Here is a 20,370-nt window from a genome sequence, read left to right on the forward strand (position 1 = left end):
GGCATCGGCATTTTGAGGAGTGTGAGAGGAAAAAGGGTGGTGAACAATGATTTATTAAATGTAAAAGCTTGAAACAAGGTTCAAAATTTGGAAGAGCACAGAGAAGCTCGTAATTTTGTAGTGTAGTAGTTAGCGGACTCGCAATCTTTTTTATCTCAAGAGCCGAAGAACGCTTGCCGACTATAGGTTTTTGAGGAAGAAAGATATAAGAGGCTTTGCGTGTAAAGTCGCGATTTCTTCGGAAAGCCTGGCTTAATCACAAAAACACGCAGACGAGACTGTGCGCTTCTCCGATGGGGGAATCGCAAGAGTTGGTTCAGCTTTCTTACGACAAAACACGTCATAGCATTTGCGCGCCAGAAGGTGCGTGGAAAGGTCACAAATTTCACCACTATGAACTCGCATACCGCCTATAATCTTTGGGATTCGGTCGAAAACACCGCGGATTTTTGGCAAATCCTCAGCAATGAACAGCGCGCTATCCTGGATAGTGCGAAGGAGGTGTTGTATCTGGAGAAAGGGGAAGTAGTCTTCCGTCAAGGCGAAATACCGCAACAGCTCTTTTATGTGCAGGCGGGCACGGTGAAGGTCTCGCGCACGGGCGGGGCAGGGAAGTATCAGATTCTCCGCTTCGTCTCGCAGGGTGAAATCTTCGGTTATGGTGCTGCGCTGGCAGACGAACCGTATGTGGTGTCGTCGGAGGCATTTGAAGATTGTGAAATCTGGGCGATTCCCCTGAGTTGCGTGCGCCACACGTTGTTGCACTCTCCTGAAGTGGCACACTATGTGTTGCGTCGTTTGACACAAGAGTTGGCAACAGCCGATTGTCGACTAGTGAGTTTGACGCAAGGTCATTTGCGTGGGCGCATGGCGGAAACTCTGCTTTTCTTACATCGCATCAACAGCCGAGAGGAGGGGCACCTAGATGTGCTAGCGCATCTCACGCGTCGCGAATTGGCAGCACTCAGCAACATGAGCACTGCCAATGCCATTCGCACTCTCACTCAGTTTGTCGAAGAAGGACTCATTGTCGTAGAAGGTCGCCACATCCGTCTGCTCGATGTCCACCGCCTGCAGTTTGTTGCCCTGCAAGGATAGCAACTCAGCTGTGCGTATGCCCACCTTGCCGAGCCATCTCTACTTTGGGGAATCGGGGGGGGGCTCCGCAAGTATAGCACGTATGTCTGCAAGAGCTGTGCTACCTCTAGATCGGTTGGTGTGGAAACATCCAGAAGTGAAGCATAATCTCTACTTTTGGAGAGAGTATCAATTTCTGCAAGAGTCGTGCGGTAGGGGGGCTTTACCAGAAAAAGGGAAAGTAAAACTCCCGAAAACCACAAATTTTGAAGGGAAATCAGAAAAAGTTGCCCAGAAATTTGGAAGTAAAGAAATAAAGTAGTACTTTTGCATCACATTTGAGCCACGCACTTCGGTGCAGGATTCAAATCCTTGCAAATTCAGTGCAAAATGCTTGACCTCAATGGTCATTATTTCGCACCTTGCAACAGGAGAGATGGTAGAGTGGTCGATTACAGCAGTCTTGAAAACTGCCGTACCGAGAGGTACCGGGGGTTCGAATCCCTCTCTCTCCGCAATGTGGCTTCAAGATGACTTCAAAATGGTCGTCAAAACAGCCTTCAAAATTAGCGTAAATCGTTGTAAGACTTATACTTACAACGATTTTTCTTTGTATATAAGCCTACGCAGTGACGGCTAAACCCTAGGTTTTGATAGTCATCATTCGGTCAAATTCTGCTACATAAACTGCTACACAAAATAATGCTACAGAAAAAGTGTAGCAGTGAAGGCAAAAAGAAGGGCAAAATGAAGGCAGTAACGCAATCTCTTTCAATGTATTAGTAATTAACTTTGTAGCCAAGTGCTACACTAAAGAATGATGCATTATGAGACAATCGTTCAAGGTATCCTTCTACCTACGCTCTAACTATGAGAACAAAGAAGGCAAATCGCCTGTCATGCTCCGTATCTTCCTTGGAGGAGCAATGAGTAACTTAGGGTCTACCAAGATTTTTGTAGACAAGTCGCAGTGGAACAACAATACTAGCCGACAAAAGGGGCGTTCTTCCGAAGCTCTTGCTGTCAATGCCAGTCTTGATGCCATCTCCACTAATCTCCACAACATCTATCGCAAGTACGAAGATGATGAAAGTATCTCGCTTGACAAACTTCGTGCTGCCTACCTTGGGCAAGCCAAAGAGTACACAAGTTTTCTTCCAGTCTTTGATAAATTCATAGACGACATTCGTCAACGTGTGGGGCACACTATTAGCAAGGATAGTTTGCAGAAGTACAGCGTCTTGCGCAAACACTTTGCAAACTTCCTTCTCTATAAGTATAAGCGTAAAGATTTAGGGCTCACTGAATTCACGCCAGCCATTGTGCAAGATTTTGAGCTATACCTTACCACCATTGCTGCTTGTGCCTACAATACTGCTGTGAAAAAGATGAAGACCTTGAAAACAATTACGCTTTATGCCCTCAAGCGTGGTTATCTTCTCCAAGACCCATTCCTTGACCATCATTTTCACCTCAATCCTGTGGACAGAGGTTTCTTGACAGACGAAGAAATACTTTGCATTGCCAATAAAAAAATAGAGACTCCCCGTTTGGAGCTTGTACGTGATCTCTTCATCTTTTCCTGCTTCACTGGATTAGCCTACATAGATGTCGCCAATCTTCGCAGAGAGCATCTCGTGATGATGGACGGCAAAGCCTGGATTATGACACGCAGGCAAAAGACAAATATAGAGAGTAATGTGTTGTTGCTCGATATCCCCAAGACCATTATTGCCAAATACTGCGACAATCCCAATTATCATTCACGTGAAGGCAAGCTTTTTCCAATCCTTTCTAATCAAAAGATGAATGCTTATCTCAAAGAAATTGCCGATATTTGCGGTATAAAGAAAAACCTCACCTTCCATTTGGCACGTCACACGTTTGCAACGATGTCACTTAGTAAGGGAGTGCCGATGGAGAGCGTTTCTAAGATGCTAGGACATACCAATATCCGCACCACACAAATCTATGCACGCATCACCAACAAAAAGATTGAGCACGATATGGAAGAACTTGCCGATAAACTCGACAAATTCAATGATGCTATGAGACTCTAAAACACGAATGTATCACTTTTAATCTCTATATTTATTATGAACACAAAAGCAACTCCCGAGCTTTCTTACTTCCGTTTGAAACTCACAGCCTATCTCCGCGACCATCAACCCGAGCTTGTGGACGATGCCACCCTCGTTTCCTCTCGTTCCGATGCAGCCCTCACCGCCTATTGCGATGCAGTGGCGCAGGGCTTCTCACATCCCGAAGCCGAAAGCATTGCCAGCAATGTACTCTTTGAAGGTTTGCATTTCTCAAAGTACGACACCCTAGTGTCTGTTTTGGAAAATGAATTTGAGGCAGAGCTTCCTAGTCCACTACCAGAGAAACTCGCTCCCATTCTCCTCCGCAATAAGGCGGTGCAACGCGTCTTTGCCAACTACCATCTCACGGACGACTTTGCAGCATGTCCACAGTACGAAGACCTCTACACCGAACTCACAGGAACGATAGTCTTGATCATCGAGCAAAACAATTTGCCTACCGTTGAAGGAGTAAACGCTGTGGATTAGTCATCATTTGTCACATCGAGAGTGCGGTGGTATCAAGAGCCAAGATAGGTATTTCGCTCCACTCGTCAAGTATTTTTCAAATCCTTGTCTTAGGTGTCGCGAACTATCTTGTTGTTGCTCTTGAATCACCAAACACTCTCCGATATGAATCATCAAATTATGCCCACAGACCTTCACTCTCCATCCTTCAACCGAGTAGACAAAACAGCTTCTCAGCAAGACAACGCTCCCTCCAGCGTGCCTGCGCCCAAGCAAGTCCATCGTTTCTCTTGGACACGCTTCATTGGCTTAGTCACACTTCTAGCGTTGCTTATCGGCTTTGTATCTCTTCTTTCCAAGCTCATTACGCCACAAGTCGTCACCGCGATTTCCATTCTCGGAAGTTTCCTCTTATTGCGCTTTGTCGTCAAAGTAATTTTGGAAATCACTTTCACGCTCCTGCGTTACTTGTTTTGGTTCGCTGTTCTCTGTGCTATCCTGCTCTGCGTGCTTTGATAAGCACAGCCTTCTCTCAAATCAAAAAGTGGTTATCTCTTCTCGAGATAGCCACTTTTTCTCTTTTCTGGCTAGTCGAGAGATTATGGCTTTGCACTTTCGCTTCTTCATCATAGCTCCACTTGATGCCCCTCCAAGACGGATGCTGTTTCCTATTTTCTTTCGCAAAGGTAGTAGGTCGCTTTAGCACTGCGTCAAGGTCAAGTCTAGCGATTAGTCGAGAAATCTCCAGCTCCGCTTTCGCTAGGCTCGTATTTCTCGTCTAAACCTTGTCGCAGAGCAGCTCCCCTCCCTTCTTTTTGCTACGAAAAAGGAATCAGCATACTCCGATCTTTGGACGCATAAAAAAAATGTCGCTATGGATAAGCAGAAAGTAAATACAACATCTTCGATGAGTAGAAAAGGAAGTAGCTCCTCCTCTCATTACCGCATAAATGCTGTTAGCCGACCCACCGATAACACCCTTTAATCTCTATCAATATGAACGGAACAGACCAATTCACACGCATCATTGCCGAGTATCTCAATCAGCGAGCAATGACCGACCCCTTGTTTGCGCCCAACTTGATGAAACCAAACAAGAATATAGAGGAGTGCATCACCTATATTCTGAGTGAAGTGCAGAAAAGCGGTTGCAATGGATTTGAAGATGATGAAATCTATTCAATGGCGGTACACTACTATGATGAAGACGATTTAGAAGTGGGCAACGCAATCCCCTGTAATGTAGTTGTCAATCATACCATAGTCTTGACAGACGAGGAAAAAGCCGAAGCTCGACAACAAGCCTTTGCACAATATCAAGCCGAAGAACTCCGCAAATTGCAAGACCGCAAGCGAAGTAAGCCAAAGAACGAAGCCAGTACAGAAGAAGTACCTCAACTCACCCTATTTGACTAAGACAATGAAAGCAAGAAATAAGTTTGAAGCAGCCGTAATGGAGCAAAGCAAGCATCTTCGCCCCATAACGAAGCAACAAATCAAGTGGGCATTTCGAGAATGTATCACTCACTTCGCCTACCGACTACCCAAAGGTCGCACAACGTGTATGGATTGTGGACATAGTTGGGTAATGAACAAAGATAGAGAAACTTGCACTTGTCCTCATTGTAGAGCCAAGTTGCAAGTGCAGACCACAAGAGCGAGGAAACACAAGGAACAGCACTATTTCACCATTCTCACCACATCGGGAAATTATCAAGTCCTTAGAATGTACCTACTCATTGTGGGGATGGAGAAAGGCTATCCAGCCGAGTCTTCTGTCATAGAGATAGGTCAGTATTGGTGGAATAGCCAAGGCAAACAAACCATTGTAGCGATACAGCGCACAATGGGCAGTTACCTAGACACCTTTGCCTTTCATTCTCCCAAAGCCATCCGCAGAGATAATGAAGTCTATCAGTACATCGCACAAAGTCCACTCTATCCCAAGGTCAAATCCCTAGACATTCTCCAAAGAAATGGCTTTACAGGAGATTGTCACGACATCGCCCCTACAAAGTTAATCCCATCCCTCCTCACAGATAGCCGTGCAGAAACCCTTTTCAAAGGAGGAAGAACAGCAGACTTGCGCCACTTCTTGATCAATCCCCACGGCATTGACCAGTATTGGGCAGCCTACAAAATCACCCTTCGCAATCACTACGACATTATAGACATCGCCCTTTGGTGCGATTATGTGGATATGCTCCGTAGATTGGGTAAAGACATCCACAGTCCGAAGTATGTTTGTCCCGAAAACTTACAAGAAGCTCACGACACGGCACAGCGGAAACTGCAAGCTCAGCGAGATAAGGAAGCCGAAGCTCAAAGACGACAGAAAGCGATAGAAAACGAGGAGCGTTTTCAAGAACTCAAATCCCCATTCTTTGGCATCACCTTTACAGACGGAGTTATCCAAGTGAAAGTCTTAGAGAGCGTGCAGGAATATTTAGAGGAGGGTAAAGCCTTGCACCATTGCGTATTCACTAATGAATACTACCTCAAAAAGCAAAGCCTAATCCTATCGGCAAGAATAGATGGCAAGCGAATAGAAACGATTGAGGTCAATTTGGACACGCTCAAAGTGGTGCAAAGTCGTGGCTTGCAGAACAAAAATACCGAGTATCACGAGCAGATAGTGAACCTCGTCAATGCCAACTGCAAACTGATAAAGCAGAGAATGAGAGCGATAGCATAATCACCCAAATATTACAGATATGAAAGCAGGAAATAGAAAGCATTGTATGCAATTGGGCAGACGAGATACTGCACATTCTCATAAGGTTATCAATGCGATAACCCTATCCGACAACGAAGAAGACTTAAGGTCGGCTACCAACAAAATAGCTAAAGAAACGAAACTTGACAAGTTCTTTGCCTATGGTTACGGTTCATATCATTTTGGGCTTACCACCGTAGCCTGTCCAATGGAGAACCAGCGAAAAACTGATTATTAAAGGTTGAATTTTGAGAATATGAAAAAGAGAGTTTACAGAGTACAGACGCTGTATGTTTTTGAGGGAGTGGTTGAAGTTGTTGCCGAAAGCGAGGAGGAAGCACGACGCAAGGTCATTCAGGATTGCGGAATGGTGATGGGCGGAAACATTCACAGCACTCTGCCCGATGAGGAAATCAATAGGGCTTTCTCCACTCACCCCGAAGTAAGGATGGGACGGATAACCGTTCAAGAAGAACAGACGGAGTAGAGCGGTCGACAGGTTTGCCGACCGCTCCTTTCTTTCGTTTGCTTTGGGCGGACAAAGAAAGGAGTAAAGAAACCCCAATAAAAAAGTACCTCGTTACTTTTGACGGTAAGTTGAGCCGGCTTAAAAGTAACAAAAAGCCGACAAGAGATACCATAACTCTCTTAAATAGATGCAATACATCTATTTAAGAAAGAATGCAAAGTCATTGTTTGTATTTATCTAAAAACACATGTGGAATATAGTATATATCCCTTTTTGCTCTTGTGTGAGCAACATAAAGTTTATTCCGAGTTGACGGATTTAATTGATGCAATGTATTGTCATTGTATCTTTTCAAGGTAGTTTGGTTCAATACAATACAAACATCTTGGAACTTATCAAGACCTTTAGATTTTCCCCAATTCTCTGCATAGCACGAATATTTATTAGCCTCTCTGTAAAACAATTTGATTTTTTCATTGTCAACAAACAAGGTATCTGCATCATCTTGATTATCTATTAAAATGATTGTTGTATTATCTTGACAATGAGAAGAAATTTGGATGTGTAATTGTTGTGTAACAAGTTGGCAAGTTGTAGGCGAACATCTATAACTGTTGGAAAGCGTAGTCTCGTCAATAGTAACTCCAATCGCAGACCATTTTTTCTTGTATTTATTGTAGTCATTATATAGTCCTTTATTAATATTCCCGTCGTTACTGGTGTCGAAAGTATGTTGGTAAAAATCTCCTACAAATAGACAATCAATGGTAGTAGGAGTGATGGCTTGTATCAAATTGAAGTCATGCCCGCCAAGGTCTTGAATTTCATCAACCATAAAGTAGTCATAAAACTTTTCTATACGTTCTTTGATTAGATTTGCGCAATATTCCAAACACAGCTTGGCAATCCTGTTATGATATAAATACCGCCCTTTGGTTAGGTAAAATAAAGGATTGTTTCGCTTTAATTTTAATGTTTCCGGGTTTGGCATATCCCATGTGATACCTTTTGCTCGAACCTTATCCTTGAGAAAAGGGCGATAACATACACGTATTAAGAATTGGAAATATGACATAAGTGTTATATTTTGAGGTACATAACCAAAAGTGTTGATTATGCGTTGGCGGATATTTGCTAAATTATTATCCGTGTAGGTAACTATCAAGAAACGCCGTCCCAAGTTTAATTTATTTATTAAGTAAGTCGTTTTTCCAGATCCTGCGACTGCAAGCATTAAGCGTCTATCCATCTTATTGCATCTTGTATATATTGAGGAACAACAATTGTATTAGCTTTATTCTTTAGCAACAAGTATGCTGCTTCTGCCTTATTCTTAAGCATATAATCCACGGTGGCTAATCTACGTCCAGGAGTTTGAAATTCGCTATCGCATATGGCTTGATTCTCTTGATAAATACATACTTCGAAAGTGTTCCTTGTGTTATTTGTATCTGAATAAATATTGATATTGGGAAATTGATTTTGGGTGAAATCCGAGTAATTATTTGTTACATTAACAGCATAATCATGATCATTGTCAGTTATTACTGCTACTTTATTATTCAATAATTTTGCTATATCCAGATATCTTTTGAAGCATTTTCCATCAACAGCAATAACTCCTATCCCACTTGAAGAAAGTTCTTTAGAAAGCGTTCTTTTATACAAAGCCTCCATTAAAATAAACTCCGCGTCTCCTTCTACCAAGATGGATTTCGGAGATAATACAAATTGTAGCATATTATTATCTGGAGCCTTTATGAAAAAATCAGCGGTATCATCAGGTAAAGCCCCCAAACTAACAACATTGGTAGATGAACTATTAAAAAGCAGACATTTTTTCAGGTTTAACCTTGTAGCGATAAGGTCGCAATGAGTAGAGATAAAGAGCTGTCGATTTTGAGATCCTCTTATAAGTTCAATGAGTTCCAACATCTTTGTATAACTCAAATGATTTTCTGGTTCTTCAATCAATACTGCATCAATGCTATTAACTGCCCTGTTTATAGAAAGTTCTGTTTTTATAAAGCACTGAGTCCCAGTTCCCTTATTTTCTAAAGGAATATCATTCTCTAAAAGTGTAATATCAGTTTCAATATTATCGTCAGCGGATTCCCTTATTGCAAAACTATAAGGTGGTATCAAATCATTATATTGAGCCAATATTTGCTCCTGAAATTGAACTTTATTATTCTTGTATGCATATCTTGCATTTATACGTTGCTCATCAGTTAGCTGTGCATGATAAATATCATTCACATAGTCACGCATAGCACGAGGACTACCTATTGTAGAGTTGTCAACAAAAATACAACTTAGCTTCTTAGTATAAGCATTGAACGATTCACCAGCAAAAGTTTCAAATACAATTTTATAAAATTCCAAAGGAAAAGAAGCATTCGGGTTTTGCAGCAATTGTGCAATCTGCTCACTATATTCATCATTGGGGACACAACACAATCTTATACCTGAACATAGGTTTCTTGTACTATTGTTCATCCCTTCTAATGAGGGATCTGGTTGATTAGGAAAGTACAGTTCCACATACATCTCTGGCATCTTGTTCAAATCTCGAACCCCGTTCATATATTCACGGATAGTCTCAATGTTGAAAAGTTTGTCGAGACCAATATTCTCAATGCGTGTTCTACTTCCTCGAGCAACAATATCTATCGCTTGTAGAATTGTACTCTTTCCGGATTCATTATCACCAATAAAAATATTAATATCGGGATTAACATCAAAAACTAGATCTTTGAATCTCTTGAAATTGTGTAGCTTGATTTTTTCTATAGTAATCATTTCTTTATTGCTTGCAATAGGGTTTGGATTTACTGGAAAACTGTATCATATGATTTCATCAAATGTGCACTTATTAGTTACAGCCTCCATTTTTTTATGACTTTATCATATTCTTCTGATGAATGCATATTAAATGAAGGTGGATCAATTGGACGATTTTTGATATTGTATGTCATCGTTGAAATGGTATGGTCGTTGGGAACTGAACTTTCAAGAAGTCCATCTTTGTAGAAATGATGTCCAACTCGAGGAAAAAGGTTTGGACTTAATGGTATCTCAGCAAATGGGTTATGAAATATCTGAATGCCATCTGCCCATGTCTCCCTGCACTCCTCATTCACTACCTTACCAATCACGTTTGGTAAAATTGCATTCGGATTTGAATTATAGCAGGTCTTTATTTGATATACCTTGTTTTTATGATTGCCATAACCAGCTTGTATTCCCATTCTGTTGAATTTTGGCAAAGTACCACAAGGAGAAAACAATATAGCACTCACATGTTTGAATTTGTCATCAAGAAAAAGTGGTTTAATGCTACTTTCCCTCTTCTGAAATGTGATACCGGATTCGTTTTCCAATGATATTGTACCGTCATCATGATGGATTGCTTTCTGTTCAATACCATATAAGATACTTACAATTCCAGGAAAAGACCAAGTCATAGACATATCCGCATGAAAGTCGGCAATGGCATATACCAATGGCTTGCCCTTTACATGTGGAAGTTCCCAATATGGTTGGTCTTTATATGTGTGGTTTAACTTTGAATATAGAGAAGAGCCATACATTAGAGGAATTTCATTCTCCATTTTTTTGCAAATTTCTTCAAATGTCGGAATATTTGTAGGTTCGTCTAAGTCCTGTTTACGATGGATATGAACAGCTTCTATTGCAATCTCATATCCCATTTTCTCTATCAAAAAGTCAGGAGCTGTATGATTATAGTTGAAATGAAAGTTCTCCTCCCTAAAATAGCACCATAAATATAATTCCCAAATTCGTGCATCAAAGCCATTTATTGATTGAAATTGATCTACAAAATTGCCATCTCTATCCTCGTAGTGAAAAGACAACTCTTCAATGACAGATTTTGCCGCAGTAAAGAATCCATCCTTATCCAATAATATGGTAAAGTATGGATGTTGCTGCTCAGATTTTACAATCGGAGTGAAAAAGTCATTTGCTGGAAGCTCTTTCTTCAGAGCGTCTTCATTTCGTACATATGTACCCATCATGTCTTTTAGAGCTTTTCTTCCTTCCTCTATTGAATTAAGATCCAAATTCATAGAAACGAGACAATACTTGTTTCTTGAATCTCGGTCGAAAAGAATGGTATGAAATGTTTTATCCTCCTGATCTAAAGAAACAAAACCTATCAGCGAGTCATCTTTAGAAGAATAATATTCCAACTCCTTGTTTACAAGTTTAATAAAAGGGTCTCTCGTAAAAAGGAGTAAAAGATTTGCCTTATTAGGGTTCAATGGTTTCATATATCTAACTAATATTCGATGATTTTTCTGACGACAAAGTTACTCATTCATAGCGAGAAAGACGAATAAAACGGTAAGAAAAATCCCCTTGCAAGCCAATAAAACTTGCAAGGGGTGTACTTGGTTAAATCAGAGAATATAAAATAGGGCAAACTCCGCCTTCCTTCTTTTGACTAGTCCCCTCAGAATTTTGCCATTGTAGTGGCAAAAAGAGAGGTATTCCTGAATATAGTTCCTATCTCCCGACTCTATTTTGCGCAGAAGTTGGCTCTTTGGCTGCTTGCCATAGCCAAGAATGCGCCCAGCGCCGACATTATAAGCCAAAAGAGAAAGGAGTAGAGCATCTTTTCCATAGCATTTGAAGCGGTCAAATTGCGCCATAAGGTCAGCGCGGAGCAAAGAGTCCGCTTGCCACTCGGGCATATTCGAAGAAAAATGCTCCCCCTTTTGAAGTTGATGCCCATAACCCACATACGGATAACAGCCCTTTCCGTGAAATCCCTCAAAGAATTTCACACACACCACAGCACGCTCAAAAGGAGGAAGCCGAGCAAAAGCAATCCTCTGCTGAGCCCGCAGCCATAGCCACGGGAAGCAGAGGAAAAACAAACAGAACAATAACTTACGCATCTCGTTCAGTTTTTGAGGTAGGAGGAGTAGGTTTAGGATGATCCACGTGCTGTTCAGCACTTTTGCCATTAAAACTAAAGTGCAACTCCTTCTTTTGCCCGAAATTATCTTCCACATACACATCAATCGTCTGTCGATCAGTAGAGTGCGAAGTGTAATACAAACGGAATTCCTTTTGCATCAACAAATAGCGGTCGTTGGGCACAAGTAATGTGCCATCCTCCAAACGCAATTCCCCCTTCCCATCGGGTTGGAAATATCGAATCGTATAGTGCGTGTCCTTAAAATCGCCTTCCGCTTTGAGCGAACAGCGAATTTCAGCCACCGCCCCCTTTATGATGTCCTTTTGAACGGGCAACGTTTGCAGAGAAAAGTCATAAGTTTGCTGCACATCCAACTCAGGAGTACAACTAGATAGACAAAACCCAGCGAAGGAGAGCACCCCCATCACCCATATTACGCCTAAAATGTTACGTTTCATAGAATAAAAATTAAAGTTGATAGCGAAGTCCCAAACTCAGCGTCGGTCTAAGTCTGTGAACATCCGAGTTAAAAAGATAGCGCAGTTGCGCTTTTCCACCGACAATAATCCTATCCGTGAGAAAGAGTTCCACACTCGTGTGCAATCCTGCGCCATACACCCAGCGTGAGTCGTCCAATAACTTCGCCCCATCGGGCAAAATCATCTTATCTCGATTGAGTTGCTCATAGCCCACCAGCGCAGAAGTACCAAGATAGAAAAACACATTCTTCCCTTTGTCCGAAAGCAAGGGATGTGCATATCCCATCTGCACGAGATAGTCACGCAGGGGCACTTGGTAACTGCGATAACTCAAAGCTTGCTGTTCATAACCAGCCGACACGAAAGTATATTTACCCCGTTTGAGATAGTGAGAAAGCGACAATGTCAGCCCAAAATCGTCTTGCTTAAAGAGCGATTTGCCTTTCACTATGGGCACACTTGCCGATACTTCCAATCCCTTTTGACTAGGCACCAAACGCTGTGCCTGCACCGCAGTGGGCAATCCCACCACTAGTGCAGCACAAAGCGAAGAAAACAAGAGCTTCAGTTTCATAGTTCTTACCATTTCAGTTTGAGTTTATCAATCTTTTGCGCCAACAAGAGTTCCTCTTGGTCAAGCGAAAAAGAAAGCGTGCGTCCCCCTCCACGTTCGTAGAGCGTCACTTGCAGTTCCTTGTCTTGAGAAAGCGAAAACTGCTCCAAAACAAAGACCCCACGTTCGTTATCGTTTGCCTTCACTTCCAATAATTGATGATAAGCACGAAGCGGTTGCAGCACTTGTTCCTGCATCGCAGTGCGCTTCGCCACCTTTTTGTCCACCACTTTGAACGTCACAAAGTCCACAGCAAAAGGCATATTCGTGTCATTGTCGATGCGCGTGTAAAAGTAAAATAATCCATTGTGCGCATAAAGACCGCGGAGCAAGAACTTCATCCCAAATTGTTGCGCGCCGATGTGCTTAATCCTGCGCTTATCGCTTTGGTAGATACTCTGCATAATGAGTTTCACCAAGATAGGTGACTCACTGCCCAGTTCCTTGAAATAGATGTCCGAGCGGTTGGAAGGCAATCTTCCAGCCGTAGGCGCAAGGAAATCCTGCATCTCAATGTTGAGCTTCTCAGGTTCGGTAGCATACTTCACATTAAAGGCATAGAACGAGCCATCTTCGCAAATCACCGATAGATTAGTCTCCGTTTCAAAATCTTGCACGGCAGCTTTGATGCGCAAGACGTTTTCCGCATCCTCCGCTTTGCCAGCAATGATGTTTTGCGAACCCAAGTCCACATAGCGAATAGGCGCAGGAAAGATGAGATGCGTAGTCTTGTCGAAAGTCACCTCCAAGCCATAAGGCAAGACAACTCGAGCGTTGGGAACACTTCGGCTCAATCCTTGGTAGAGCGTCCCCGACGACAAGAGCGAAGAAGAAAGATTCGTGGGTTTATCCTTGCTTTGGGCAAAGACAGCTGTGCTACTCGCCACGAGGAGTAGCGCAGAGAAAAAGAAATGTTTCATTGTTTATAGCGATTGATTGAATGATTATTTGGTAGGCATCAAGAAGAGTTTGTAACCACCCTTAATGGTCACTTTAATGGTACGTAGTTTCTTTTGCAAGAGCTGACTCGCCCCTTGCATCACCCCACGTGCCGTTTCCGAGATGATTTGGTCTTTGGCAGAAGAAGCGAAGGTAAAACTCGTTCCCATCGTTCCCCCGATGTTAGCTCCCATTTCTTTGAGGGCAGAGAGGTTCTCCAATTCAGGGATGTAGACACCTTCCTGTCCGTCCATATCATAAGCCGAGAGTTTGATAGGAAGAATGCGCCCAGCGTGTTCAATGCTTTTGACCAACAGTAGCATCCGATGTCCTTCTATTTTGGCACTTGCAATGATGCGACTCTGACGAGGAAGGTGCAAATTCCCAATGCGCGCATTTTCCAGCAAGCGCAGCACCACATCTTCCCCCTCTTTGAGAACAAGGGTATGGTCAATCTGCACCCGAATCGTATTGCGTTCCACTCCCTTTTTCTCATTGTTGATAGAGTGAAAGGCAAGATTGCGCCCCTTCGTCCCATACATTTTGACAAAGTCCGCATCACTCATCGCACCCGAGAGAGAAGACACCACTTGTTTTCGTTCGGGAAGCACCTCCACCGTCTTTGTTCCTTCCGATTGCTTGTCAGAAGAAGGCGCAACAATAGTGCGTTCCTGCGCTTGAGCAAAAGCATTGTTTAGCGCGGTAGGATTATTAGGCGAAGACTTAGGAAGATACTTCGCAGCCATCTGATAACTCTTTTCCATCAGCGCCAATTGACGTTCCTCCTCATTCTGTTCCTTATCATCTTTCTTTGCCAATTCATTTTTCAATTCAGCCACTTGCGAGCGAAGTTCTTCGCGCTCCTTCTCACTAGGGTCAGTGGCATAGAAATCATTGAGCAAGCGGTTGTTCTCCGCATAGCGTTGCATCGACCGCTCAATCTTACTTCGAGAGCGAGAAGCTTCCACTCTTTCCGCTTCTTCAGCCGCATTCTGCGCTGCAAACTCATCGGAAACTTCCGCCATCTCCGTCTTCGCTTGCTGTTCTTCAGCCGATTTGTTGCCCTGTTCATAAGCCTTCAGTTTGTTGCTGGGCAATTCTTCCACACTCGCTTGCGGAATACTGTCATTGAGTCCCTGCTGCGCTGCCGTTTTCTCCTTGCCCGAAGGGGCAAAGATAAACCACATAGAGAGCGCAAAGAGCAATCCTAGTCCGCCAAAGACGAGCCCTTTTTTCAGTTGATCTTGTTGTTTCTTATCCATAATTGAGGTATTGGTTTTAATTGCTGATATTCCGTGTCTTGTTGTTGGAGCGCAGGTCTGTCCAGATGCTCATTCTTCGGAATTGGTAAGGCAGTAGTGTGAGGAGTCACAAAGAATTGCGCAATCATAAAGAGAGAGCAAAGTAGATACACCAAACTAATGCCATAGACCAGTGTTTTTCTCTGCTTCGTACTTAGTCGTTCACATTGTTGTTTTAGCCACACCTTTCCGCGAATGATCCAGCTGCGGAGCATTCGTTGTGGAGAATACGTTCGTGTCATCGTTTGTAAGTTTGAAGGTCTTGATTCTCACGCACAACAAAGTGTTCCATCAGAAATCCCGTCCGAGCGCACCGCATTTTGCAGGGTGCAAGTCGTGATCAGACTACGTTCCGTCACGTTACTAGGTCGAACAATAAACATGCGTGCATAAGTCGTCACGGCATAAGGATACACCTTAAAGTCACATTGTATAGAGTCAATTTCCACACGCTGATTCACATTGCCCGAGATGGCACTATTGAAATACCCCTTTTCTGCCAAATCCTTGTAATAATCAAAAGCCGATTTATCACAAAGCGCAAAGGCACGTGCCATATTTTGCTCAATAGCATCCTTGTCGGGAGCAATGCTAAAGAAGAGCTCGTGGAAACGTCTGACGTGTTCGCGTGCTTCCACAGGACGATTGCGAGAAGCATCTTGACTCAGTGCCAACATCAAAGATTTCCCTTGGTCAAGGACATAGATTTTTTCTCGTTGCTCTCGAGCAAAGTTGTAGGAAGCGTAGAGCGCATAAGCCGTAATGCCCACACAGAGCAAGGCAAAGACGATGATGTATAGCCTAATCTGACTAAATGCCGTCTGAATGTTTTTTAGAGATTTGAATTCCATAGGAGTGTATATTGAAATTATTTGCCTTTAATAAGCATCCCCTTGATACGTCCACCGATATTTCCCACGGCAGCTCCCGTACCAGCAGCAGTAGCCTTACCACCTGTGTAGGCTCCTTGTGCGCCACCCTTTGCCACGCTATTGACATTGCGACCATAAGCCCCAATACCGCCACCAGCTTCGATGATCCAGCCAGCCACAGTGGGCACACAGAAATATCCCACAATGCCAATGAGGAAGAAGACAATGTAGTACCACGTTCCCGAGTCGGGAACATAGTTCGCACTCGAAAGCGCTGCAATGTCTTTTTGTACCATCAAAACTTGAATCTTGGCAAGCAAAGCCGAAAGAATGGAACTCACGGGCAACCACAGATAGACCGATATGTAGCGCGAGAACCACGCACTGAGCGAACCCGAAAGTCCATCCCACACCGAGATACCAAAGACGACAGGTCCTAGAATGGAAAGCACAATAAGGATAAAGGTGCGGAGAGTATCAATAATCAAACCAGCCGCGTTGTAGAGCAATTCCATGAAATCTCGGAAGAGTTTCATAAACCATTGCTTCGTCTGATAGGCAGCCCTTTCAGCATACATCCCAGCAATGGTCACCGCATCTTCCGGACCGATGATACCCATCTCCTCAATCTTCTCGTCAAACTTCTCATTAGATACCAAATAAGCCGTTTCGGGCTTTTTCAGATAAGCCGCCTCTTGGAGTTTATCCCTCCTTTTCACCAACTGCGCCAGCGTGTTTTCTTGTTGATGCACCATCGCTTCTGTGCCTTGCACCACAGGAGAAAGCACCGCATTCATCGTCCCCAACACCACCGTTGGGAAGAACATGATGCAAAATCCCAAGACAAAGGGACGGAGCAAGGGAAACACATCGATAGGTTCAGCCCGTGCAATGGATGCCCAAACGCGCAGGGCAATGTAAAAGAGCGCACCCAGACCGGCAATTCCCTTGGCAATGCCCGACATCTGCGCACAGAGCGGCATCATCTCATCGTATGTAGAGCGCAGTAGGTCGTGTAAACTAGCGAAATCCATAGCACCCACTCCTACCAATATCGGTTTGCCGTGTTACCATATAGGGCTTGCACCGCCGAGAGGTCACCCTTTTCTCGGGCACGCACGTAGCTCACCGAAATGTTCTTTCTTGTGTAATAAGACACCAACGAGCGATACTCACGCAGTGTGGTGTAGATGCGGTCGATGGCTTGCATACGCTCGTGATCGTTCATCGAAAAAACACCACTCTTGGCAACAGACTTGAGTTCTTTCAGACTCTCGCCACTTTGTTCCAAGAGTTTGGTATATCCCGAAGCGATGGCAGCAAGTTCCGAAGGACGAAAATGAGGGTCGCGCAGCATCTGTTTGTAGGAAGTGACGTAGATGTCAGAAATATCGCCCACCATCAAGATACACTCCTTGACTTTGTAGGCATCGCCAATGAGATTGTTCACCTTGCGGAGTGCGTCATAGTATTTCTTGGTGTCGTTGTAGAGCTTCTCCACCTCCTTAAATCCATTCAAGGTATTCTTGACCGTCTTACCAGCAGTGGCAATTTCTTTGACCGTGTTGGCAATGTTGCCCGCAAAATTGGTAGGGTCAGTCACCACCCATTGGGCATGAGCCTTGCCACAAAAAAGCATGGAAAGCAATAAGACTGAAAATATGTACTTTTTCATTTGTTGGTTGATTTGAAATGATGAGTATTCGAGTTAGCTATGTGAGATTACTGTAAAGAAAACAAGGGACTTTTGCGAAAAAACGTCCGACTTTTTTGGGAAAATCTCCCACGTTTTTGGAAAAATATCGGAGATTTTTTTAGTTCTCTCGGAGATTTCTGTGCGCTTCTTGGGAGCTGCTGTTTATTCCTCGTGTCGTTTCTCCCGAGCCAGTTGTCGAATGGCAGCTTCAATGTCGCCACCGAGTTGCTCGGCAAGGCGCAGCACCTCCACCTTCTCCGTCTCTTCTGTGGTGTAAGTCAAGTATTCCTCCAAACTCACCTCAGTGGCATAGACCGCACTCTGCATACCGCCCAGTCCAATCCACACCTCTTTGTAAAGGCGATGAGGGTCATTGTTCTGATTGATGGAAAGAATTTGGCTCTTCTCCTTTTCCGACAAGCCCAGCATCGCTTGGATGCCATCAAACTTGGTCATATACTTACGCTGGTCGAGGAGGATTTTGCAGTCGCTATTGTTGATGATACTCTCCTTCACAATGGGAGATTGAATGATGTCATCCACTTCTTGCGTCACCACAATGGCTTCGCCAAAATACTTGCGCACCGTCTTGTAGAGATACTTGATGTAGTCCGCCATATTAGCCGAAGCAATGGCTTTCCACGCTTCTTCGATGAGAATCATTTTGCGAATACCTTTCAATCTACGCATCTTGTTGATAAAGGCTTCCATAATGATGATTGTCACCACAGGAAAGAGGTCCTTATTGTCCTTCACTTGGTCAATCTCAAAGACAATGAAGCGTTTAGAAAGTAAGTCGATGTTCTCCGTAGAATTGAGTAGAAAGTCATAACGTCCCCCACGGTAGTATTGTTTAAGCGTAGTGAGCAGGTTGTTGATGTTGAAATCTTGGAGCGTCACCTTGATTTCTCTTTCCTCCATCTCCTTGCGATAGACATCTCTGAGATATTCATAGAAGGTGTTGAAGCAAGGCGTGATGCTATGGTCGGCACGGATGCGCTCAATGTAAGCATTCACAGCCGAACCCAACTCACCCGCTTCCGTCTTGGTCAGCGGTTCATCGGCACTCTTCCACAGCGTAAGCAGCAGCGTGCAGATACTTTCTCGCTTTTCCACATCAAAGACATAATCATCGGTGTAGAAGGGATTGAAGGAAATGGGACTTTCATCGGTGTAAGTGAAGTAGACCCCATCCGCTCCCTTGGTCTTTCTGTGAATGAGTTCGCAGAGTCCTTGGTAACTATTGCCCGTATCCACGAGCAAAACATGCGCCCCTTGTTCGTAGTATTGACGCACCATGTGGTTGGTGAAGAAGGATTTTCCACTGCCCGATGGCCCTAAGATGAACTTATTGCGGTTGGTGGTAATACCTTTCTTCATCGGGAGGTCAGAAATGTCCAAATGAATGGGCTTACCCGACAGACGATCTGCCATGCGGATGCCGAAGGGAGAAAGAGAATCTTTGTAGTTCGTTTCTGCCGTAAAGAAACAAAGAGCAGGTTCGATGAAGGTGTAGAAACTCTCTTCGGCAGGAAAGTCCCCAGCATTTCCTGGGATACCCGCCCAATAAAGCGTAGCCGTGTCAATCGTGTTATGCCGAGGTTTGCACTCCATCAGCGCCAGTGCAGAACCTACGTCATTTTTCACCTGACGTAGTTCTTCTTTGTCATTGCTCCATGCCAAAACATTGAAGTGTGCCCGAATAGAAGTCAGCCCCTGAGAGTGCGCCAAGTTGAGATACTCCTGTATCCACTCCTCGTTGATTTGATTGCTTCGGCTATAACGCGCCAAAGAGTGCATATTCCTCGCCTGCTTTTCAAAGCGTTCAAGGTTGGCATCGCTATCTTCAATGAAGAGATATTGATTGTAGATGTGGTTGCACGAAAGAAGCAAGCCCACGGGAGCTGCAAAACTCAGTCGGCAATCACTGCGGTCGGTAGAAAGTCGTTCATAGCGTGCATCGGTATGCACACTTGTGGGGAGGTCGTCCGTATCGCTCAGTGTGTGCAAGCAAAGCATTTGGTCGCCCACACGTACAAGGTCTGCCCCCAAACGAATATCCTCCAAAGAAGCGTGCTGACGCTCCGAAAGCGAAAAGTATCTATCGAGGAGTCCAGCCTTTTCTTTCGTACCGATGAGTTCATCCTCAGTCATTCTCGTCAAACGAAGATGGTCACTATCGTTGATAATCCGCTCAAATTGGTCTACGGCTTCCAAGAATTTCGCCACCGCTTCCTTATCTTCAATGTCTTTGGGGATGAGATGCCCACGGCACAAGGCAGAGAAATTACTCTGCTGTGCCATGCGCTTCTTGGTCGTCTTGGTGAGAAAGAGATAAACCGCGTGATGGAGGTAAGGTCGCTCATTGAAATGTCGCTCCGAAGCACGAGCCAGAAAACTGAGTTCTCCCTTATTGAGTTCGGGAGCATAGTTTTCTTGGATAAACCAATCCTGCTTATGCACGATGCTGTAATTAGGAAGCACCTTAATCGCCTTATGCCAAGCCGAGTGCATCGCTTCATATTCGCTCTCTGTCACGGTGAAGAGTTCGGGAAGCTCCAACTTAAAGGCAATAGTCAGGTCAGCATCCTTGCTCACAAGGCAACCATGTTCCACAGCCAAAAGAGGAAACTTGGCTTCGAGCGTACTTATTTTGCTGGTGTTGCGCATATGTTCGTGTTTTTGTTAGAGGTTACGAGGAATGTTCGCAG

Annotated in this window: 19 protein-coding genes, 1 tRNA gene and 2 pseudogenes; 9 read left to right on the forward strand and 13 right to left on the reverse strand. The window is 43.9% G+C overall.

Annotation, left to right across the window (positions count from 1 at the left end):
• Positions 1 to 393: 393 nt before the first annotated feature.
• From BQ2633_RS09385 to BQ2633_RS09430, 9 genes and pseudogenes are all read left to right on the forward strand, one after another.
• The gene (locus tag BQ2633_RS09385) at positions 394 to 1,098 is read left to right on the forward strand and encodes a Crp/Fnr family transcriptional regulator (RefSeq protein ID WP_075566679.1); all 705 of its coding nucleotides are present in this window, start codon (positions 394 to 396) and stop codon (positions 1,096 to 1,098) included.
• A 409-nt stretch (positions 1,099 to 1,507) separates the two neighbouring features.
• A tRNA-Ser gene (locus tag BQ2633_RS09395) sits at positions 1,508 to 1,592 on the forward strand.
• Positions 1,593 to 1,904: 312 nt separating this feature from the next.
• Positions 1,905 to 3,137 (forward strand): site-specific integrase, encoded by a 1,233-nt coding sequence (locus BQ2633_RS09400; RefSeq protein WP_075566683.1) that lies wholly within the window; start codon positions 1,905 to 1,907, stop codon positions 3,135 to 3,137.
• Between the two features lie 36 nt (positions 3,138 to 3,173).
• The gene (locus BQ2633_RS09405) at positions 3,174 to 3,647 is read left to right on the forward strand and encodes a DUF1896 domain-containing protein (protein WP_075566685.1); all 474 of its coding nucleotides are present in this window, start codon (positions 3,174 to 3,176) and stop codon (positions 3,645 to 3,647) included.
• 144 nt (positions 3,648 to 3,791) lie between these two features.
• Positions 3,792 to 4,142, forward strand: coding sequence for a hypothetical protein (locus BQ2633_RS09410; RefSeq protein ID WP_075567358.1), 351 nt, complete (start codon positions 3,792 to 3,794; stop codon positions 4,140 to 4,142).
• A gap of 480 nt (positions 4,143 to 4,622) precedes the next feature.
• A complete protein-coding gene (locus tag BQ2633_RS09415) occupies positions 4,623 to 5,042 on the forward strand; it encodes a PcfK-like family protein (RefSeq protein WP_075566686.1) in 420 nt (139 codons plus the stop codon).
• Between the two features lie 4 nt (positions 5,043 to 5,046).
• The gene (locus BQ2633_RS09420; RefSeq protein ID WP_075566687.1) at positions 5,047 to 6,321 is read left to right on the forward strand and encodes a PcfJ domain-containing protein; all 1,275 of its coding nucleotides are present in this window, start codon (positions 5,047 to 5,049) and stop codon (positions 6,319 to 6,321) included.
• A 32-nt stretch (positions 6,322 to 6,353) separates the two neighbouring features.
• A pseudogene (locus tag BQ2633_RS09425) lies at positions 6,354 to 6,573 on the forward strand (hypothetical protein).
• Between the two features lie 25 nt (positions 6,574 to 6,598).
• Positions 6,599 to 6,829 carry a hypothetical protein gene (locus BQ2633_RS09430; RefSeq protein WP_075566688.1) on the forward strand — a complete coding sequence of 77 codons (231 nt, stop codon included), beginning with the start codon at positions 6,599 to 6,601 and terminating at the stop codon, positions 6,827 to 6,829.
• Between the two features lie 202 nt (positions 6,830 to 7,031).
• Here BQ2633_RS09430 and BQ2633_RS09435 read toward each other — a convergent pair whose 3' ends face one another.
• The 13 genes and pseudogenes from BQ2633_RS09435 to BQ2633_RS09495 form a co-directional block, all read right to left on the reverse strand.
• Positions 7,032 to 8,060, reverse strand: a complete 1,029-nt coding sequence (locus tag BQ2633_RS09435; protein WP_075566689.1) for an AAA family ATPase — start codon at positions 8,058 to 8,060, stop codon at positions 7,032 to 7,034.
• Complete coding sequence (locus tag BQ2633_RS09440) at positions 8,045 to 9,613, reverse strand: ATP-dependent nuclease (protein WP_075566691.1); 1,569 nt, start codon at positions 9,611 to 9,613, stop codon at positions 8,045 to 8,047. The genes BQ2633_RS09435 and BQ2633_RS09440 overlap by 16 nt, the downstream gene beginning before the upstream one ends.
• Before the next feature lie 77 nt (positions 9,614 to 9,690).
• On the reverse strand, positions 9,691 to 11,106 hold the full coding sequence (locus tag BQ2633_RS09445) for a hypothetical protein (protein WP_075566693.1): 1,416 nt from the start codon (positions 11,104 to 11,106) through the stop codon (positions 9,691 to 9,693).
• A gap of 129 nt (positions 11,107 to 11,235) precedes the next feature.
• The gene (locus BQ2633_RS09450; RefSeq protein ID WP_075566694.1) at positions 11,236 to 11,736 is read right to left on the reverse strand and encodes a glycoside hydrolase family protein; all 501 of its coding nucleotides are present in this window, start codon (positions 11,734 to 11,736) and stop codon (positions 11,236 to 11,238) included.
• Complete coding sequence (locus BQ2633_RS09455) at positions 11,729 to 12,217, reverse strand: DUF3872 domain-containing protein (RefSeq protein WP_075566695.1); 489 nt, start codon at positions 12,215 to 12,217, stop codon at positions 11,729 to 11,731. The genes BQ2633_RS09450 and BQ2633_RS09455 overlap by 8 nt, the downstream gene beginning before the upstream one ends.
• A 10-nt stretch (positions 12,218 to 12,227) precedes the next feature.
• A complete protein-coding gene (locus tag BQ2633_RS09460; RefSeq protein ID WP_075566696.1) occupies positions 12,228 to 12,824 on the reverse strand; it encodes a conjugal transfer protein TraO in 597 nt (198 codons plus the stop codon).
• Positions 12,818 to 13,771 (reverse strand): conjugative transposon protein TraN, encoded by a 954-nt coding sequence (gene traN, locus BQ2633_RS11500; protein ID WP_075566698.1) that lies wholly within the window; start codon positions 13,769 to 13,771, stop codon positions 12,818 to 12,820. Before traN ends, BQ2633_RS09460 begins: the two co-directional genes overlap by 7 nt.
• Positions 13,772 to 13,795: 24 nt before the next feature.
• Entirely contained in the window at positions 13,796 to 15,052 is a 1,257-nt protein-coding gene (traM, locus tag BQ2633_RS11505) for a conjugative transposon protein TraM (protein WP_075566700.1), read from the reverse strand.
• The gene (locus tag BQ2633_RS09475; protein ID WP_083234023.1) at positions 15,025 to 15,333 is read right to left on the reverse strand and encodes a hypothetical protein; all 309 of its coding nucleotides are present in this window, start codon (positions 15,331 to 15,333) and stop codon (positions 15,025 to 15,027) included. The genes traM and BQ2633_RS09475 overlap by 28 nt, the downstream gene beginning before the upstream one ends.
• Positions 15,330 to 15,942 (reverse strand): annotated as a pseudogene (gene traK, locus BQ2633_RS09480) (conjugative transposon protein TraK). Before traK ends, BQ2633_RS09475 begins: the two are co-directional and overlap by 4 nt.
• 17 nt (positions 15,943 to 15,959) lie before the next feature.
• The gene (gene traJ, locus BQ2633_RS09485; protein ID WP_075567361.1) at positions 15,960 to 16,997 is read right to left on the reverse strand and encodes a conjugative transposon protein TraJ; all 1,038 of its coding nucleotides are present in this window, start codon (positions 16,995 to 16,997) and stop codon (positions 15,960 to 15,962) included.
• Positions 16,998 to 17,008: 11 nt separating this feature from the next.
• Complete coding sequence (locus tag BQ2633_RS09490) at positions 17,009 to 17,638, reverse strand: DUF4141 domain-containing protein (protein WP_009436172.1); 630 nt, start codon at positions 17,636 to 17,638, stop codon at positions 17,009 to 17,011.
• A gap of 183 nt (positions 17,639 to 17,821) precedes the next feature.
• A complete protein-coding gene (locus tag BQ2633_RS09495; protein ID WP_075566702.1) occupies positions 17,822 to 20,329 on the reverse strand; it encodes a TraG family conjugative transposon ATPase in 2,508 nt (835 codons plus the stop codon).
• Positions 20,330 to 20,370 lie beyond the last annotated feature (41 nt).

This window comes from Ihuprevotella massiliensis (assembly GCA_900095835.1).
GTDB classification, from domain to species: Bacteria; Bacteroidota; Bacteroidia; order Bacteroidales; family Bacteroidaceae; genus Alloprevotella; species Alloprevotella massiliensis.

Coding starts and splice junctions, on each gene's coding strand:
- BQ2633_RS09385 (WP_075566679.1), top strand. CDS start 394: ATGAACTCGCATACCGCCTATAATCTTTGGGATTCGGTCGAAAACACC.
- BQ2633_RS09400 (WP_075566683.1), top strand. CDS start 1,905: ATGAGACAATCGTTCAAGGTATCCTTCTACCTACGCTCTAACTATGAG.
- BQ2633_RS09405 (WP_075566685.1), top strand. CDS start 3,174: ATGAACACAAAAGCAACTCCCGAGCTTTCTTACTTCCGTTTGAAACTC.
- BQ2633_RS09410 (WP_075567358.1), top strand. CDS start 3,792: ATGAATCATCAAATTATGCCCACAGACCTTCACTCTCCATCCTTCAAC.
- BQ2633_RS09415 (WP_075566686.1), top strand. CDS start 4,623: ATGAACGGAACAGACCAATTCACACGCATCATTGCCGAGTATCTCAAT.
- BQ2633_RS09420 (WP_075566687.1), top strand. CDS start 5,047: ATGAAAGCAAGAAATAAGTTTGAAGCAGCCGTAATGGAGCAAAGCAAG.
- BQ2633_RS09430 (WP_075566688.1), top strand. CDS start 6,599: ATGAAAAAGAGAGTTTACAGAGTACAGACGCTGTATGTTTTTGAGGGA.
- BQ2633_RS09435 (WP_075566689.1), bottom strand. CDS start 8,060: ATGGATAGACGCTTAATGCTTGCAGTCGCAGGATCTGGAAAAACGACT.
- BQ2633_RS09440 (WP_075566691.1), bottom strand. CDS start 9,613: ATGATTACTATAGAAAAAATCAAGCTACACAATTTCAAGAGATTCAAA.
- BQ2633_RS09445 (WP_075566693.1), bottom strand. CDS start 11,106: ATGAAACCATTGAACCCTAATAAGGCAAATCTTTTACTCCTTTTTACG.
- BQ2633_RS09450 (WP_075566694.1), bottom strand. CDS start 11,736: ATGCGTAAGTTATTGTTCTGTTTGTTTTTCCTCTGCTTCCCGTGGCTA.
- BQ2633_RS09455 (WP_075566695.1), bottom strand. CDS start 12,217: ATGAAACGTAACATTTTAGGCGTAATATGGGTGATGGGGGTGCTCTCC.
- BQ2633_RS09460 (WP_075566696.1), bottom strand. CDS start 12,824: ATGGTAAGAACTATGAAACTGAAGCTCTTGTTTTCTTCGCTTTGTGCT.
- traN (WP_075566698.1), bottom strand. CDS start 13,771: ATGAAACATTTCTTTTTCTCTGCGCTACTCCTCGTGGCGAGTAGCACA.
- traM (WP_075566700.1), bottom strand. CDS start 15,052: ATGGATAAGAAACAACAAGATCAACTGAAAAAAGGGCTCGTCTTTGGC.
- BQ2633_RS09475 (WP_083234023.1), bottom strand. CDS start 15,333: ATGACACGAACGTATTCTCCACAACGAATGCTCCGCAGCTGGATCATT.
- traJ (WP_075567361.1), bottom strand. CDS start 16,997: ATGGATTTCGCTAGTTTACACGACCTACTGCGCTCTACATACGATGAG.
- BQ2633_RS09490 (WP_009436172.1), bottom strand. CDS start 17,638: ATGAAAAAGTACATATTTTCAGTCTTATTGCTTTCCATGCTTTTTTGT.
- BQ2633_RS09495 (WP_075566702.1), bottom strand. CDS start 20,329: ATGCGCAACACCAGCAAAATAAGTACGCTCGAAGCCAAGTTTCCTCTT.